General features: G+C 65.9%; 14 protein-coding genes and 1 pseudogene. 3 read left to right on the forward strand and 12 right to left on the reverse strand.

The genetic code is table 11. The features are described from left to right. Nucleotides 1–5: 5 nt before the first annotated feature. The gene (locus tag AB0O48_RS30230; RefSeq protein WP_365069357.1) at nucleotides 6–860 is read left to right on the forward strand and encodes a hypothetical protein; all 855 of its coding nucleotides are present in this window, start codon (nucleotides 6–8) and stop codon (nucleotides 858–860) included. A 962-nt stretch (nucleotides 861–1,822) separates the two neighbouring features. Here AB0O48_RS30230 and AB0O48_RS30235 read toward each other — a convergent pair. From AB0O48_RS30235 to AB0O48_RS30245, 3 genes are read right to left on the reverse strand one after another with little or no spacing between them, the layout of a single operon-like run. Beyond that, nucleotides 1,823–2,653 (reverse strand): SAM-dependent methyltransferase, encoded by an 831-nt coding sequence (locus tag AB0O48_RS30235; protein ID WP_365069358.1) that lies wholly within the window; start codon nucleotides 2,651–2,653, stop codon nucleotides 1,823–1,825. A gap of 8 nt (nucleotides 2,654–2,661) precedes the next feature. Continuing rightward, nucleotides 2,662–3,891: an MAB_1171c family putative transporter gene (locus AB0O48_RS30240; RefSeq protein ID WP_365069359.1), complete on the reverse strand. Its 1,230-nt coding sequence runs from the start codon at nucleotides 3,889–3,891 to the stop codon at nucleotides 2,662–2,664. An 11-nt stretch (nucleotides 3,892–3,902) separates the two neighbouring features. Continuing rightward, the gene (locus AB0O48_RS30245) at nucleotides 3,903–4,343 is read right to left on the reverse strand and encodes a hypothetical protein (RefSeq protein WP_365069360.1); all 441 of its coding nucleotides are present in this window, start codon (nucleotides 4,341–4,343) and stop codon (nucleotides 3,903–3,905) included. Between the two features lie 467 nt (nucleotides 4,344–4,810). Here AB0O48_RS30245 and AB0O48_RS30250 point away from each other — a divergent pair, with 467 nt between their 5' ends. Further along, entirely contained in the window at nucleotides 4,811–5,329 is a 519-nt protein-coding gene (locus tag AB0O48_RS30250; protein WP_365069361.1) for a phosphoesterase PA-phosphatase, read from the forward strand. 51 nt (nucleotides 5,330–5,380) lie between these two features. Here the strand turns inward: AB0O48_RS30250 and AB0O48_RS30255 are convergent, their stop codons facing one another. Further along, entirely contained in the window at nucleotides 5,381–5,845 is a 465-nt protein-coding gene (locus AB0O48_RS30255) for a helix-turn-helix transcriptional regulator (protein WP_365069462.1), read from the reverse strand. Between the two features lie 579 nt (nucleotides 5,846–6,424). On the opposite strand from AB0O48_RS30255, the gene AB0O48_RS30260 reads away from it, so the two are divergent. Beyond that, nucleotides 6,425–7,441, forward strand: a complete 1,017-nt coding sequence (locus tag AB0O48_RS30260; protein ID WP_365069362.1) for a DUF6545 domain-containing protein — start codon at nucleotides 6,425–6,427, stop codon at nucleotides 7,439–7,441. Between the two features lie 105 nt (nucleotides 7,442–7,546). Here the strand turns inward: AB0O48_RS30260 and AB0O48_RS30265 are convergent. From AB0O48_RS30265 to AB0O48_RS30300, 8 genes and pseudogenes are all read right to left on the reverse strand, one after another. Beyond that, a pseudogene (locus AB0O48_RS30265) lies at nucleotides 7,547–9,829 on the reverse strand (EAL domain-containing protein); the annotation flags it as partial. Nucleotides 9,830–10,274: 445 nt separating this feature from the next. Next, complete coding sequence (locus AB0O48_RS30270; RefSeq protein WP_365069363.1) at nucleotides 10,275–10,967, reverse strand: hypothetical protein; 693 nt, start codon at nucleotides 10,965–10,967, stop codon at nucleotides 10,275–10,277. Nucleotides 10,968–11,314: 347 nt separating this feature from the next. Then, nucleotides 11,315–11,575: a hypothetical protein gene (locus AB0O48_RS30275; protein WP_365069364.1), complete on the reverse strand. Its 261-nt coding sequence runs from the start codon at nucleotides 11,573–11,575 to the stop codon at nucleotides 11,315–11,317. A gap of 209 nt (nucleotides 11,576–11,784) precedes the next feature. Further along, on the reverse strand, nucleotides 11,785–12,522 hold the full coding sequence (locus tag AB0O48_RS30280; protein ID WP_365069365.1) for a hypothetical protein: 738 nt from the start codon (nucleotides 12,520–12,522) through the stop codon (nucleotides 11,785–11,787). Next, nucleotides 12,512–13,423, reverse strand: coding sequence for a tetratricopeptide repeat protein (locus AB0O48_RS30285; RefSeq protein WP_365069366.1), 912 nt, complete (start codon nucleotides 13,421–13,423; stop codon nucleotides 12,512–12,514). Before AB0O48_RS30285 ends, AB0O48_RS30280 begins: the two co-directional genes overlap by 11 nt. A 252-nt stretch (nucleotides 13,424–13,675) precedes the next feature. After that, entirely contained in the window at nucleotides 13,676–14,347 is a 672-nt protein-coding gene (locus tag AB0O48_RS30290) for a hypothetical protein (protein ID WP_365069367.1), read from the reverse strand. Nucleotides 14,348–14,473: 126 nt separating this feature from the next. Further along, on the reverse strand, nucleotides 14,474–15,265 hold the full coding sequence (locus AB0O48_RS30295) for a methyltransferase domain-containing protein (protein ID WP_365069368.1): 792 nt from the start codon (nucleotides 15,263–15,265) through the stop codon (nucleotides 14,474–14,476). Between the two features lie 16 nt (nucleotides 15,266–15,281). After that, nucleotides 15,282–15,644 (reverse strand): hypothetical protein, encoded by a 363-nt coding sequence (locus tag AB0O48_RS30300; RefSeq protein ID WP_365069369.1) that lies wholly within the window; start codon nucleotides 15,642–15,644, stop codon nucleotides 15,282–15,284. Between the last annotated feature and the right edge of the window lie 156 nt (nucleotides 15,645–15,800).

Genomic DNA, 15,800 nt, shown 5'->3' on the forward strand with positions numbered 1-15,800 from the left:
AGCCAGTGACGACGCAGCACCCGGACCGGGCGGTCTGGCCATCCTCGATCGAGGACGTCCCCACCACCGCGCCCGGCCGGGCGCCTGCGGTCGAACCCGTTCGCCGCACCGCTACCCCACCTGAGAGCGGCATCCGCACCGGCACGCATCCCGCTGGCTCCGACCCGACACGGTCCATGGCGTCCGGTGGCAGAAGCGTCCGACGGAGGCGATGGGCGCGCGGACCTGCGGCGCTCGCTCTGGCGGCCCTGCTCACGGGTGCGTCCATCGGATTCGGCCTGCGCTACACGGTCGTGCCACCGCCTCGTCACACACCGACGGCTACGGCGCCCACCGCATCGGCTGGCGCAGCGTTCGCGCAGCGCCAGGCAGCGGTCAACCGGGCCAGTCTGCCGACGCCCGACATCGCGGATTTCGCTGGTCCTTGGCTCGGCAGGGTCGGAGGGTGTTCCGTCGATGCCATCAGCGAAGCGCAGCGCGGCAACGGTGAGACGACTCGAACCCGCTGTACGGCAGGCATCGTCACCAGTTACTGGATCACGTACCGCAACCTCGCCGACCGGGAGGCCGCAGAGGCCCGATACCGCAGTCAGGCGGCCAATGCGGCCGCCCTGGCGTCGGGTGCGGCGGCTCCGACGCAGCAGAGCACCGTGGCCGGTCGCACCGTGCAGTACATCGAGTACGCCTACCGAATCCCGAACGGTGACCGGGCGGGACAGGTCGTGGTCGCTATCTGGTGGAGCGACCCCACGAGGCCCATCGCAGGAGTCTTCACCTGCTATTGGGCTGAGCTGGCATCCTCGTGGTTGCCACTACGCGACCTGTGGGCGCAGGCCGTCACGACGCCCGTTCAGCGGTAGCCGGCCAGTGCTGGCAGCCGCCCGGCGGCGATCTCCTCGACGGCGTGATGCACATCTGCCGCCGGTACGACGACCTCGCGGCCCGCCCACGGCACGGGAAGTGTCGCCTGCCCGCACTGCCCACACCATGATCCCGCCTGCCAGACCTGCCATGCGCGGCCAGCCAGCGTGCCGTGGCGACGGCTACTCGACCGAGCCAGTGCGAGAGCCGCCGCAGGGGCACCCACCAAACCGACGAGGCCCATCATCAGGGCGCATGCCGCACGGTCAGCTGCCGGTGCCGCGACAACGCCATACGCGAGCAGACACAGCAACCCGCAGCAGATCCAAGCCACCACCATCGGCCGGCGAGGTGACTGCGGCTGGATCGGCGGCCGCAGGAGATGCGCCAGCCCCGTCGTCGACCTCGTTACGCTGCGACCCCGAACCACCAGAACTCGCGGTGCCAACATGGTGGTGCTGGTGTGAGTCGTCCTGATCCCTGCGGCGTAGACCGAAGCCAAATGGCGTCGACCGCCGGTGGCGCCACAACACAGGCTAGCGGCAAGAGATGACATGTCACGAGTATGAACGCCTGCACCGACAATGCGATGACCGGTGCTAGACCGTCCCAGCGTGCCCATCGTAGCGATCGGCGAGCAGCCGTCCACAGGTACGGCCACCATCCGTGGTGCGCGTCCGTGCCACTCGTATCCCCGCCGCGTAGATAGCAGGTAACGGTCGCCGGCTGTTGAGCTACACGCAGTTGGGGCATCCCGAACCAAGACTCACGAAGGGCGATTATGGCCGAAGCCACCGACATCTGGCCTGGCTCATTGGATCGATGAGGGATGGGAGGGCGCCCGGCCTCAAATCCCCGCTGGTCGCGGCTCGCTCTTCACTACGTCATCGACCGGACAGCTTTGGCCCCACGGAGGTACCTCGACCAGTACCGGTAGCTAGTCAGCTCCGGCGATCAGGCGTCAGCGGGTAGCGACGGCTCCGTGCATCGGCGAACGAGTCGGTGCAGCGGAGTAGGGGTCGGGCCCACTCAACTCTGGACGCCAATCGCTGAGTGGCACTAGTCCGGGTGCCATAATGGTGAAGTCACCAAACAGAGCGCCGAGCTGCGCGTCCGTTCGGAGTGTAATTTCGGTGGCCGCTTGAGCTCTGAACACACTCTTTGCCGTGGAGACGGCTGTCTCGTCATAGGCGTCGGTCACGTCTGCGGCGCTCAGGTGCGAAATGACCATTGCGCTTCCGGGAACAAGCTGGTCTCGAATGGGTGCGATAACGGCATCTATCCGATTATCGGGCACTTGCTGGAGCACCGCACAGTACAGCACAGCGACTGGCCTGTTCAGGTCAATCACCGTCGCAAGGTCACTGTCGCTGAGGATGTCCAGTAGAAGCTCAGGCTGGGTGAAGTCGCCTTCCAGCGCACGGTGCGGGCCGCCCATCAGGATTTCGTTGGATGCGACAACCGCGACGGGGTCGATGTCGACATAGAGCACCCGACTGTCTGGAGCGATTGCTTGCGCGACCTCGTGAACGTTACCTTGGGTAGGAATGCCCGAGCCTAAGTCCAGGAATTGCCGGATGCCGGCCTCGGCCAGCACATGTACGGCTCTACGCAGGAACAGGCGATTCGACCAGGCGATATCCCGAGCCTCCGGGACAGCCTGCAGGAGCTGATGCGCCGCCACCCGATCAGCGGGAAAGTTCCTCTCACCACCGAGAAGGTAGTCGTAGATACGGGCGACCGTGGCGCGACCGAAGTCCACGCCGCCGGCAGCAGTCCCCTGGTCAGCCAAGATTTCTCCTACTTTCGATGCGCGGGCACTACTGCCGCGCTATTGGAATCCCTTGCCAGCAGCTCGACGAGCGCGTCCGATACCAGGGCCAACCGCTGCGCATCCGCCTCGACATCCGGATGTAAAACACGCGATTCCTGCGGCTCCAGACCAGGCTCCTCCTGCAGTTCCGGCCCGGCCTTTGCCGGCGAATTGAGCCTCCGCATGGCGGCTAGAATTGCCGCTGCCTCGCCAGCCGCGGCAGCCCGGTCGAAGCTGTAACCGGCGCCTGCCGCGCTTCGCTTCGCCTCAGCAATGACTCCTGCGTCCAGCGGGCCGAGCGCTTGTAGGCCGTCAGCGATCTCTACGCATCGTCGATACAAGTGCTGTCCAGCGCTCAGCAGTACACCTCTGGCCCGCTCAGGTTTACGAGGAGGGTCAAGCGCGATAGTAGGCGTCGCCTGGAAGAGGACGTACCACAGTGGATGTAGTCGCCGATAAAGGCGACGTCGACGCGGCAGCGCTCGCACCGCATCAGCGAATCTCCATGCCGACGAAAATACGAGACTGGTACACACTAACGGCAGCGCCAACGTGATTAGCGCCTGCGACACGATCGGTTCAGACCACGGGGGATCGATGCCTCGCAGCTTCAAGGCAATGAAGAGACCTTTGTGTACTACGTATCCGGCACCGAAAGTCGCGCCAATCGCGAGCAGCCTCATACTGGCACGCAGCCGTCGCTCGGCGAACTTCGCATAGCGGATCGACATTCGCAGAATGTCGCCAATTGCTACCGCCAGGCAGATCAAATAGCCCAGCATATAAACGCCGATTTCCGGCAATTCCGCATACTTCTCCGCGAAGTGCAGAGGCTCGGATACGGCGACGTCGGCCGCCACGAACATGGCTACCATCAGACAAAGTACGGCGGTAAGCAGCACCAACCGGACCCGGAGCCGGCGCGGAGCCTTCTCCGGGTCACCGAGATATAGAAACAATATCTGCACCGCAGCAGCCACTACCAGAACGGAGCCGTTCTCCAGGATCTTCGTGACGTTCGGTATACCGGTGGCCTGATCGACCGCGGTATACACCGGCGCCCAGCCCACGATGACGGCCACTCCGCAGCCAAGGCAGATTGCGACGCTCGCCTGAATTTTGGGATCCTCAGGGTCTCGCCTCAGCGCTCCGAGCTTGATCAGAAACGCCGCCATAGCGAGCACCGCAGTGACTATATGGCCGATCGCCACCAGCATGTTGGCCCCGTCTAGTCCGTCAATGCTGCAGCAATGCGGTACACCACTGCGGCGGCGTCGTCGTGAAGGCCAGCGACGTTGACGACATCTCCTAGGCCATCCAACCGCGCCCCGAGGTATGTCGCGACCACCTCAGCGTCTCGCTCCTGCTGCTGGTCATAAGTCCTTGGCGATCGGGCCATCACAGAGTCGACACCCTCGTGGCTGAACACTTCAGCCATGACCTCGCCGGCCCCGTCTATTACAGGACTGCCTATGTGATCCAGTGCCATGTGCATGAGCTCGTGCAGGAGGGTCTGCACCTCCAAGACCATCGACGTCGCCCTGCTGTAGAGGACGTAGTCCGTTTCGGGCGTCGCCACCCAGAGGCCGCACGGCAGGGTCGAGGTCTGAGATGTCATCGCTACCAGTTGAATCGGCCGGTCTCGTGCAGTCTCCAGTGCCGCGATCAAGGACTGGACCGTCAACGGCACGGGTAGCTCAACCGCCACCCGACGGAGCAGCCACTCAGCCCGGCGCTCTTGCCGCCGCCACATACCTTCACCTCCTGAGGCGGGCGCGCCGAGGCACACCGTGCGCCGAGCAGCGCCCCGGCCCCACCAAGTGGCCGATCAGTGACTACGCTCAAGAGCCGACCACAATAGTGGTGAGACGCTAAGGGGGCAGCATAGCCACCAACACGCTCCGGAGGCACCCCCTCTACCGCTTGCAGCCATGGAACTTCCACAAACGAGTGTCCTGAAGCATCGCCAAACGGGGCGAATCGCACTTCGCACGTGCCCAGTGAGGTGATGGCGCGTCCACGGAGAGGCCCTACCCCTTGAACGTAACTATCGACCTGCCCCAGCGCGCCAGCCTCGCCGGCAGAGTGGCGCGCGTAGCGACAGAGGTCTTCGCTCCGACCCATCTCACGGGTGCTATGCCGATCGTCATCGGGATCCAAAGTGCAGCCACTGCCCGCATCGGACTCGCCTGGGGCCTGACGGCTGCGCTGTTCTGCTCGGTTTTCCCGAGGAGCGTCGTTTGGCTCGGTGTCCGCCGGGGTCAGCTCACCGACCGGCACGTCGGGCTTAGAGAGCAGCGCCGAGCACCAATGGTGTGGGGTTTGTTGTCGGTCATGGGCGGACTTGCGATATTGGTTGGCTTCGGCGCGCCCCGTTCGTTGACGGCGTTGGTCGTCGCGACGTTCGCCATTGGACTGATCTTGACCGCGGTCAACCTCGTCTGGAAGATCAGCGTGCACGCAGCAGTCGCGGCTGGTTCGGCCGCCGTGCTGGTGAGCGTGTTTGGTCCACCGCTGCTGCTTCTCGCTGTTCCGGTTGTTGCCCTTATCGGCTGGTCCCGCATCCGGCTGCGCGACCATACGCCTGCTCAGGTGGTGGCTGGTACCGGCGCGGGCCTGGTCATCTCGATGCCGATATTCCTTGTGCTGGCTTGACCGACGGCGTGTCCACGCCCACCAGGAGCGTTGCCGTTTAGTTCAGGCGTGTCAGGTGGAACCGGGTCGACCGCCGCGACGCGGCGGGGGGTTCCGCCGCGCCTCCAAAGCGGCAACCTGCTCAACAATCGCCCGCAAGGTAGCCCTTGGCATGCCGGGAGGTAGGTTTCGCGCCAGGACTGTGATCTGAGCGAGGTCAGGGTCCGCCTCGGGAGCCGAAGCATGGTCGGCAGGCTCGGCCGAGTCGAAGAAGTAACTCGGACTAACACCCCAGAAGTCAGCCAGACGCTGGATGTTCTTCATGGTGGGGTTGTCCCGCTCGCCGCTCAAGAGATAGTTCAGATAGGACACCGACAGGCCTGTGGCGGCTGAGACCTCCTCGGGCGTGAACTTCTTCTCCGTGTCCTTCTTCAGGCGTTCGTCGAACAGGGCTTGGAGTCGACCCGCGAACGTGGAGCCTCCAGCCCCTGGCCCAGCCGAAGGTTGCGACCCTGGTCCACCCCCAGAGTCCGTCATGGTCACTCCCCAGCTCCTCGACGCGCCACTATCGTGGGCAAAGTGAATTTTCGACCACAACAGTTGCGGAGCCGTGCCGCCCGGTGCGAAGCTTGCTCGGGCACGGCCACTGCTGTGGCAGTGACACGGTATCGGACAACCATAGTGTTGCAACAGGTGTCCGTTGTTTCGACACCTGGCGGAACCGGCGATGCCGGATCGGAGACGGGCAGCGCATCTAGAAGCGGGATCGGGGGGATGCGCGATGCGCGCCGGAGAGCCTGCGCCAGGCAGATATCCGCGGGGCACATGCTGCCGCGGTTGCCGTCACGCGGCACCCCTGCGTCGAAGCGAGCTGGCGTCAGTGGCCTCGGAGCAGCAGACTTCGGGGCCACTGCCGATCCTGGCCGACACTCCTGCCAGCGACCTGCAACAGCACCACACGTGGCACAGGGGGAGCCGCGCTCCTTCCCAGTACGTTGTCCCCGCAGACCGTCGCGCTCAGCGGCTTCACCTGAGCATTGGACGGCCGTCTTCACATCGGCGACGACCGTCGCTGGGGCTCTGGTCACCGACCGACTGTAATGCCAGGAGGCCCACATGATTTGGGCACGCGGCCGTATCGCACGTCGCCTGCGGGATGCCGGGCTGCCGCCTCCGCCCGCTCCATACACCGTCGATGCCTGGTGCGAGGCTATCGCCCACGGCCGAGGCCGCCCGATCCACCTTCGCGGCGAACACCTCGGTATGGACCTCCCCTCTGCGTTTCTCATCAAGCTCGAGCACGCAGACGTCATCATTGTTGACTCGGCCCTACCGATGCTGCCTCGAACGCAAGGCATCCTGCACGAGCTGGCTCACCTTGTCCTCAACCACAGTGGCGACGCCCTGCATGCCGAGGTCGACGCAGCCATTGAGGCTGAAGCGGAGCTGGCAGCGGACCTGCTCTTCCAGCGGCTGGCCAACGCTGCGACGGTCGCGAGCCGGGCAATGACCTCCGGCACCGCCAACTCGATCCGCAGCCAGCGGCTGTGGTGGCCAACGAGTTGGTGGACCGACCGCCGAACGGACTGGCAGGTCAATCAGCTGTGGATGACCCTGCGAGCGGGCATGCCAGAGGCCGCAATCATCACCACCACTACTACTGAAAGGGTCCCGGTAGAAATTGGCGGCAGCCGCCAGCGATACCGGCGGGCCGTCGAGGTGCACGAGGCATTGCGGTTGCTGCGTCCGTGGTACTCGCGGCGGGTACACAACAGCGCGACCCAGCGTGCCCAGCGCTATCAATTAGATGCCACCAGTACGGCTGCGGTGGTCGAGGCGGCTCAGGTGGCGGTGGCCCTACGGCGCCATCAAACGGAGTCCCCCTCGGATGACGTTCCACCGTTACCTCAGCGACGGCTTGCCACATATGACGTTCGCGCGGAGGCCCGCCGCCTGGCGCTGGTCGGTCTTGCGCTACATGACTCCCCCCTCGTCGCTGCGGAACTCGCTCGCTGGAGCCCGGTGGCCTACGGCTCGCGGCCCGAGGAACCTGGGTCCACGGGCTTCGATAGTTTCCCGATCACCCCGCTGAACAGGGCTGTGACTCGAAACGGCTGGGCCGGCGCGGCGTAGACGGAGCGGCAGGACCTGCGCTGCAGCGGCGTCCAAAGCTGACGGCTGCCAAAGTGTCGCGTGATCCCTGATCTGGGACGGGAACATCTCGCCGCCGAAGTGCGGGCCGCTTCCGAGGGCGCAACCGAGAGCAGCTAGTTCGCGTCGCTCGTCGTCGCTGGCGATGCCCGGGGCGATGACTGCTAGGTTGAGATCCACCGCTAGGTCAACGGCCGCGCGTATTACCGACCGCGCGGGGCGCCAACCCGCGTCCAGCGCGTAGGCCGGGTGCACTCGCAGGAAATGCCACGGTGCCGCATTCAGCGACTCAATACTCCGTGTACTACTGCCGTAGTCCTCTAGCAGCAGCCGGACACCCAAATGACGGAGTTGCTCCGAGGCATCGCCGGGAGGTAGATCCGCTGGCTGACCTATTGCGAGCACGAGCGAGGAGCCTGCCAGGCTGCCTTGCAGCGCCTCTCGCAACCCATCGGCAAACCGGGGTGTCACGGCGCGGGCGGGGACCGGCACGACCAGTGCAGCGCGTGGGAGCGCGTTCCGCCACGTCGCGGCGGCGGCTATCGATCGGGTCAACACTGTTCTCGCGAGACCCTCCAACGCGTCTTGGTCGTCAAGGAGTTGGTACGCGTACCCGTCGGCGGCGAGCACGTCATAGCGCGAGTACAGCCAACGGGGCACGGACTGAACCATCGTGATGCTGCCGCCGGCGAGATCAACGATAGGTTCGAAGGAGATCGACATGCGTGCGTCTTCGAGCTCTCGTGCAAGCGGAACGCTCCGAATCGGGCCAGCCTGATACGTGACCAAACGGTCTTGGCCTTGCCGGATGGCCCACCACATCACCCGCTCCGCCGCGTCGAGTAGAGCGGCGGCTTCGTCGGGGACGCCCGAAGTCATTCCTGCGCTCACCCGGACCGCTAGCAGCGAGCCTCCGATGTGAATGGGTCGGCGCAGGGTCGCCACGGCGTAGCACGCCCGCTGGTAAGCGCTCATCTCTGTCGTCGCCCACATCACGAGTGCGAACTCCGCGTCGCCAACCCGGGCGACCTCCGCCGCGTCTCTCGATGTGCGATTGAGCCGTGCCGCCAGCTCGTTCAGCAGGACGAGAGCTTTATCGCGACCAACCGCGTCAGCCAGGAACTCGTAGTTCTCTAGCCGGATTGCCACCACGTGACAGGTCTTCGCAGCCTTCTCAGCAACCCGGGCAAGCAGCGTCGCACGGTTCGGCATGCCGGTGTCGCGGTCATGATGCGCCTCGTGCCTCACCAAGGCGTAGGCATGCGCGATGTCCAGGCTCGTCGACAGCGTCGCCGAAAACGCCCGCAGGGTCGAACGCTCGCGAGCGGACAACCTGTCGCGAGGACCCCGAAGGTACAGCCTCAACGTGCCTTGCAGTCCAATCGTCTTGGCACCAATCTCGTGCGCGATCGGCAGCGGAGCGCCAGCGGCGTACACAGGGACCTCTGCCGCCGGACCGTCGAACACCACCGCTCCGTCGCGATCGGCACGTACCAACCGGCCGCCGCCGGCAATCTCGATGTCCGCAGCCTGAGCACCGAAGAGCTTCACCGCGCCGGCAGCCGCGGTCCGGATCACGACATCGATGTCCCGGCTGGCCAAGGCATCGCTCAGCACAGCGAGGTGCTCCCAAGCGCGCCGTTCCTCACGGATCCGAAGGCGATGTGTCAGCACCAGGTGCAGGACTAACATCGCGGCAGGCAAAGCTATCAAAGCCCGCATATCAAGGCTGGTGAGAACCGAAACCAAGCCTGCCGTGCCGACTTCGGCTAACCCCACGATCAGTCGTGTACGCCACATGTAGCGCAGAACCGTCAGGACGGGACGTCCAGTAGCCAGCGTCGCTGCGGCCGTCGTGACTATTTCCTGTAGAGCTAGCACCGCGATCCCTGCGACAAGGAATCCGAGTACATAGAGTTGCCACCGGGAAGTTGCCAGCCCCGATTCCTCAAATCTCGGGCGTATACCGAAAGCGTGCATAGTTACGGCGGCCAGCGCGGCGGCTACGACATCCATGCTGACGTTGTGGATAGCCTTATGCACACCAGCGGAACGTGGGTATCGTGTGAGAATTCGGGCCACGCTGACGCCGACAGCTGCGCAGATAACTACCCACGGCACAGGCAAGACTGATGCGCACAACAGCGTCGCGGTCGGCGTCAGCGTGATCCGAAAAGGTATACGGGGCGGCACAGGCGCCGAAAAGACGGCACCGACCGCCATCACGGCCGTGCCCATGATTGGGTACACCAAATAATACGGTGTCGGTTGACTTAGGTTCATCGTCGCCCACAGAACGCTTGAGAGCGCCACCGCAAAGACTGTGATCGTCAGCAGTACCAGCGCATGCCCGCGTCGTCGGGATGACATCAATCATTCCCCCGTATTCATCAACCCGAGCCCTCTCTGCAGCAGATCGTCCACATTAACAGGTGAAGCCAACCTTAGTCCCACTCAACGCCCTTGCGCATCACTGAACCCCCTCTCCCGTCTCTCTCATGGTTGGAACATATGACCGCGTGTAGACCATTATCAACTGCAAAGAGTCGTTTTCGTCACTTACCGCGCACTGGGACTCACCGACGTAACGAAAGGCAATCGCCTGCGGACTCGGCGCGAGAGTTGGTGGCCTAGTGTGACCACGCCGCCACATGAGGTACGCCATCGCCCTTGACGCTCGCAGCTTGGTCACTCCATGCAACGGAGAAGTGACTAAGGGGATGGACGCGAAATCCACGCCGCAGGTGGCACATCCGTGTCCCCGCCGATCTTGCGCGCTCAATTCATGCCTCCCCCACCCGACGAGCCGGTTAGGTCAGGGTCGTGAGGAAGGTGTGCTGGTGTCGGTGGCGGCGCGGCCGCGTTCGAGGATCAGCACGAGGGAGAAGAGGCCCGCCCTAGCGCCGGTCACCTGTTCATGGGCAGAGAGGACTTCACCGGTGCCAGGGTTGAGGATGAGCTGCGTTGTGGAGCCGTCGGCAGTCACGCTGAAGCCAAGGCCGGCCCGTCCGGCCAGGTCTGTCTGCTCGCCTTCGAAGGATATGTTCGGCACGCCGGCCAGGACGCGCAGAGTCTCCGCGCGCTGCTCCTGGCTGAGATATTGGCTAGTGGCGAGGCCGATGACGCCGTGGACGAGCATGCGAGGGTAGGCAGGCTCGTTGGCCAGCTCGCGTGGTGCTAGGGAGCCGGCGAGCGTGGTGGCATCGACGGGCAGCGGTTCCGCCAGATACGGCTGCAGTTCGCCCGCCAGGTATCGCGTGGTCTTCTTTGGTGCTGCCGGGAAACTACTCCGCTCAGCCGGTGTCGGGCGGTGGGTGAGGCCAGGCACATCGCGCAGGCGGCGTGTCAACTCGCGGCCGGAGCTGTCGGAGTCGCGGCGCCAGCGACACACATCAGAGCGTGTAATCACGTTGGTAGCGCGGGTCCACGACTGAGTGTGCAGATAGGTGTACGGCAGGCCGGTGGAGGCATCGGCGGGGGTGCTGGCGACGCTCGAGGCCAGTGTCATCAGGCGTTGGTGCGGGGTGAGGCCGGGACCGGTGGCGGCCGTTGCAGGCATCGTGGTGCTCTGCTGCTGTGGTGATGCGGACGCAGGGTGCGAGCCGGTTTCGCCGGTGGGGGTGCTTGATTGGCAGGCAGTGAGCAGGACTCCGAGAGCGCTCGCAATCACCAGGTGGGCGAGAGTAGTTGTTCGGGACATGGGCATCGCGGCGATGATTCCTCGCTGGATAGGTAAGTGGTCAGAGGGCTGGCGCCGGCACGCTTCGGCGGTGAGGCGACCCGGCGTCGGTGTGGTCGGTTGGCAGGACGTATGCGCATGGACGTCGCTCGGTCTGTTTGGTCGGCTTGTAGGCGCTAGGTGGCACTGCTGAGCAGGTTGGTCAGTGCCTGTCGGCCGCGGTCGGTGAGCATGGCCGTCAGGGATCGCCGGTGTGGCACCTGCCGCAGGTGTCCGTCGGCGAGCAGCACGTTGAAGGTGTCGCGGACGGTGCTCTCTGAAGGGCGAATGGTGCCCTCAGAAGGGGTATCCACCGTGGCGGCGAGCTCACGCACTGTCCATGTCCGCGTGGGATCCGCGAGCAGCGTCGTGTAGATGCGACGCCGCTTGCCCGCCATCGACCCATGGTCCGAGCGCAATTCCTCACTGCCTGGTCAGATTGGCCTGCCGCACAGAACGAGGGCTGCGGTCACTAAGCGACGGGTCGGTCGCGACGGGCGTCTCTTGGATCGGCTGGTCGGAGACATTGGCGGGCGAACCGATGGTGGTCGCGACCCTGCGTTAGGCCGATAGGCGCGCGTGGTTGCCGGCTGCGGGGCAGTCAGCATCAGGTGGCCATGCGGGCGTGAAGGGTGACGTTGCTGCCGACGCGTAGCAGGACTCCCGGGTCCTGCATGAGTAGGTCGAACTGGTCGAGTTCGGCGTTGGTGAACCCGACGGTGCCGGTGAGCTGATCCCGCAGGTGCCGGGCGGCGTGGCGGTACAAGACACATACGGGTCCGCCGCCGCGGCTGGTCTCGGTATGCTTGGTGGCGCACACCTGGTCCATGCCCAGGGCGACGAGCAGCCGGATGGTGGCGTCGGTCGATGGACAGGCTGCCGGCGAACCGGTAAGGGCGTTGATCGCCCGGATAACCTTGTCGATGATTGTGGTGCCACCCGGGACAGCGGTGTAGACGACCGGCGGGGCGACGATGGCGCCGGCGAGGATGAGCCAGCCCCCGGAGCGGAGCAGCGCGATCACCGGTGCGAGCGCGTCGAGGTGGTCTGGCTGACGGTGGGCGAGCACGATGTCGTAGCCGCGTGGATCAGCAGGTGAATCCGTTCCGGTTGAAGCGTCGACGGCGGTGACTTGTCCGCTCGCGCCGACCAGACGGGACACGTGCGCGATGTCGGCGGCGCCCGTGAGGTCCAGGACTCGGTGCCCGGTGCTGACGTTGACCCGCTCGAGTTGGTCGGTCAGTAATCGCGTGAGTGTTGTCTGCGCCGCTGTGCGCCACTGCTGTCCGCCGGTCGGCGTGTCGGTGCCGTTGTTCTGATCAGCGCGGCTGGTGCTAGGAATCATGGTTTGCGCTCCCATCGGTGAATGCCGCCGCGAGGTGTGGCGGGTCGTCGACTCCGTCCGGGTGGCCGTGGCGTTGGTCGACGCAGGTGGCACGCATGCGGGTTAGTTCTTGGCGCAGGCGCGGGCCATCGCGGTGACCCGGGTACGCGGCGCGGTGCTCGGCGGTGGCCCGGGCGAGGAGTTGGCGCGCTTGGACGCAGCGCCCGTCTTGATAGAGGACGAGGGCGAGGATCGCTTGGGCAGCGAGGGTGGGCAATGCCCGGGGACCGTCAGCGAGGGTGTGGTGGCGGATGAGATCGCGGTAGCAGTCGGCCGCTTCGGGGAGTTTGCCGGTGCGGCGGTACACGGTGGCCAGGACCTTGAGGGCGGCACGTGCCTCCGGTGATGTGCCGCCGCGCAGGCGTCGCAAGGAACGGCAAGCCCACCGGGCCCAGGGCAGCGCGGCGCTGGGGTCGTCGTTGGTGAGGGTGAGTTCCGCGAGCAGGGCGGCGGCGTTTGCGGTGGCGACGTCCAGGGCGGGCAGGTCGTCGGTGGGATCGGTATGCAGCAGGCCGGTCTGCAGCGCTTCGATCGCGCGCGCATGGTCGCCGTGTTCGACGCGGGTCCGGGCGTAGGTGAGGCGTTGTGCCATGGACATTCGGGGTCCGACGAGCTGCCGGGGCTCGGATCGCCACGTGACGTGCAGGTCGGTGGGCCCGGCGCCGACCGCGACGCGGTGGATGCCACCGGGTGCGTATGCGGCAGCGCAATGAATCTTGCCGGGAGGTACGAGGTGAGGGGCGCTGTGCAGCACTGCTTGGGCGACCGCATCGCGCAGCGCCTGCGCTGGCACGGGTGCGCGCCCGCAGGCGGGCATGCACACGTAGACCGGCGGGCACCCGGGCAGCTGCACCAGAATCATCGGGTGATCGCAGTAATGGCAGGTCACCAGTCCCGGCGGGACGGGGGCGGCTGGCACCGAGCGGGCTCGCGCCACCCACTCGTCGATCGTGGCGGATGATAGGCCGCGCTCGCGGGCCACCTCGCTGATCGCTTGGTGTAGGTCGTGCTCGACGGCACGCCTGAGCGTCGCGGCGACCGCGTCAGCAACGAACGCAGGCGTCCATGGGCTAGCCTGCGTGCTCCGCGACGGCATGGCGTATTCCTCTCCTGATCAGGTGGATCTCGCGGTTGACACGCCAGACAGTGCTGGCCATGAGGGTCTTGCCTGGGTGCAGACGGCGCGGTGGTTTTCACTGGCGGGCGTGGCATCGATGTCCGCGATGCGGGTGCGATGTGGATCGCCTCTGGGCAGGTAGCGTGCGGCGGTGGTCGTGGCGACGGTGAGGCAGCGATGGGCGAGGTCGCGCCATCCGCAGTCGCGGTAGAGGCACGCGAGTTGTGTGAGCGCTTTCAAGCTGACTGGCGCTTCGGGTCCGTGCCGGCGTGCGGCAGTTGTGTAGACGTCTGCAAGGTCTCGAATTGCCTTCTCACAGCGGCCGACGCGGTGGTGTGCCTCGGCCATGCCGGCGCGGGCGTACAGGGTCCGCTCGTGGCTGAGGCCGATTTCGGCGGTGGCGAGGTCGACCAAGTCGCGGTAGGCGGTGACGGCCTGGTCGGCGTGTCCGGTCAGCACGGCCAGGGGTGCCAGCAGCACCGCGGCGTCGAGTTGCTCCGCTGCGGACGCGCCGTGGTGGGCGAGTGTCCAGGCGTAGACGGCCCATTGGTAGGCGTCCGTGAGGTCGCCGAGCGTCTGCCGTTCGGCGGCGTGGTCGATTGCCCTGCGAGCGGGCGTCTGGTGAAGCCCTCGCGTCGGTTGCGGTGCTCGGGGCATCGTGAGGTGCATGGTTGTTCCCCTGTGTTCGTCGAAGGGCTGGCGGGGACTGTCGGGCCAGGCGCGAGCCGCCGGTCATCACCTCGGTGTGCGGGCAGTGGCGGCCAAGCGCTGAGGTTTCGTTCTGGCGCGGGCGCGCTACTGGGCGGGGGCTTGGGCGATGGTGGAGGTGAACTGGTAGGAGCGCAGCACCACCATCGGGTCGGCCATCAGCTCGGCGAAGCGGTCCAGGTCCTCTGCCGCCGCACCGTCGCCGAGGAGTTGGTCTGCCAGTTGGTGGACGTTGTCGGCGTAGAGCTGGCAGCCGGGGCCGCCGCCGGTCCAGGTGCGTGCGGTGGTGCGGGCGTGCACGTGGTTCATCCCGGCGTGCAGCAGCAGGGAGGCTGCCCTGTCGCCCCAGTGCAGGTCGACGCCCTGGCTGGCGAGGACGTCGAGGACGCGATGCACAACGGTGGCGAGTAGTTCCGCGTCTTCGTGGGAGGGGGCGCGGTGCACCCACATGCGGGAGTAGACAATGTCGCCGAGGACGAGCCATCCGCCCGGCTTCAGTAGGGAGATCATCTCGTCGAGCAGGTCGGTTCGGTTGGCAAGCGGCGCCAGCGCGCAGCGCGCATTGATCAGGTCGAACCGCGTGGCTTCGGCGGGGAGTTGCAGCCCGTGGCAGAGGTCGCGTTCGTAGACGTGGACGATCGCGGTGGGGTCGAGCAGTTTCGCGTCGTCGTCTAGGGCGACGACGCGACCCGACGATCCGACCAGGCCGGCGAGGTGACGCGTTAGCGAACCAGCGCCAGCGCCGACATCGAGAGCTCGCTGCCCGGTTCGGACTCCGATACGCGCGAATTCACGTGCCGTAATCGGGTCGAACAGCTTCGTGAGGTCTCGGGGCGGCGTGCTGCGGCTTATCTGATTGCGCTGCTGGGTAGACGTCATCGGTTTCCTCCTAGATTCAACCCTGGTTCGCGAGAACGCTGGTGCCGCTGTGGGTCCAGCGCAGCTCGACGGCCTCGGGGCTGTGGACGAGGGCCTGCTCGACAAGCCGGATCAGGTGTTGGCGTAGGTCGGCTCGGGTGGACTCCTGCCATCGCTGGTAGGTGATGAGTGGCCGGGTGGCCGCGGTGCGCCGGTCGTAGGCGGCGGCGAAGCCGACGACGAGTGCTTCCAGGTGCTGCGCGTCGTACAGGGATCCAGGGCAGAAGCAGACATAGAACCGGCGACGCGGGGCGGGGACGTAGGGCTGGAGGTACTGCTCGCAGGTGGTGCAGCGTGCCAGGTCGGTGAGCAGCCAGAGGCTCGTGTCGTCCTCGCTCACGGCGTCACCGCCCATACCTGGGCAGCGGTGGGTGGGTGGCCGGCGACGTCGTTCGGGTCCGCGTCGCCGACCACCCGCCGCCGCCCGCGGTGGACGTTCGGGCGGCGGCCCTGCACCTGGTGGAGCCGGACCCGCCAGGTGCAGGGGTGCAAGCAA

The organism is Micromonospora sp. NPDC085948, assembly GCF_040686315.1.
Classification (GTDB): Bacteria; Actinomycetota; Actinomycetes; order Mycobacteriales; family Micromonosporaceae; genus Micromonospora.

Excerpts from the sequence above, each read along its gene's own strand:
- AB0O48_RS30275 (WP_365069364.1), bottom strand. The coding sequence starts at position 11,575 with ATGGCGGGCAAGCGGCGTCGCATCTACACGACGCTGCTCGCGGATCCC.
- AB0O48_RS30250 (WP_365069361.1), top strand. The coding sequence starts at position 4,811 with ATGCCGATCGTCATCGGGATCCAAAGTGCAGCCACTGCCCGCATCGGA.
- AB0O48_RS30295 (WP_365069368.1), bottom strand. The coding sequence starts at position 15,265 with ATGACGTCTACCCAGCAGCGCAATCAGATAAGCCGCAGCACGCCGCCC.
- AB0O48_RS30255 (WP_365069462.1), bottom strand. The coding sequence starts at position 5,845 with ATGACGGACTCTGGGGGTGGACCAGGGTCGCAACCTTCGGCTGGGCCA.
- AB0O48_RS30290 (WP_365069367.1), bottom strand. The coding sequence starts at position 14,347 with ATGCACCTCACGATGCCCCGAGCACCGCAACCGACGCGAGGGCTTCAC.
- AB0O48_RS30285 (WP_365069366.1), bottom strand. The coding sequence starts at position 13,423 with ATGATTCTGGTGCAGCTGCCCGGGTGCCCGCCGGTCTACGTGTGCATG.
- AB0O48_RS30280 (WP_365069365.1), bottom strand. The coding sequence starts at position 12,522 with ATGATTCCTAGCACCAGCCGCGCTGATCAGAACAACGGCACCGACACG.
- AB0O48_RS30240 (WP_365069359.1), bottom strand. The coding sequence starts at position 3,891 with ATGCTGGTGGCGATCGGCCATATAGTCACTGCGGTGCTCGCTATGGCG.
- AB0O48_RS30260 (WP_365069362.1), top strand. The coding sequence starts at position 6,425 with ATGATTTGGGCACGCGGCCGTATCGCACGTCGCCTGCGGGATGCCGGG.
- AB0O48_RS30270 (WP_365069363.1), bottom strand. The coding sequence starts at position 10,967 with ATGACACTGGCCTCGAGCGTCGCCAGCACCCCCGCCGATGCCTCCACC.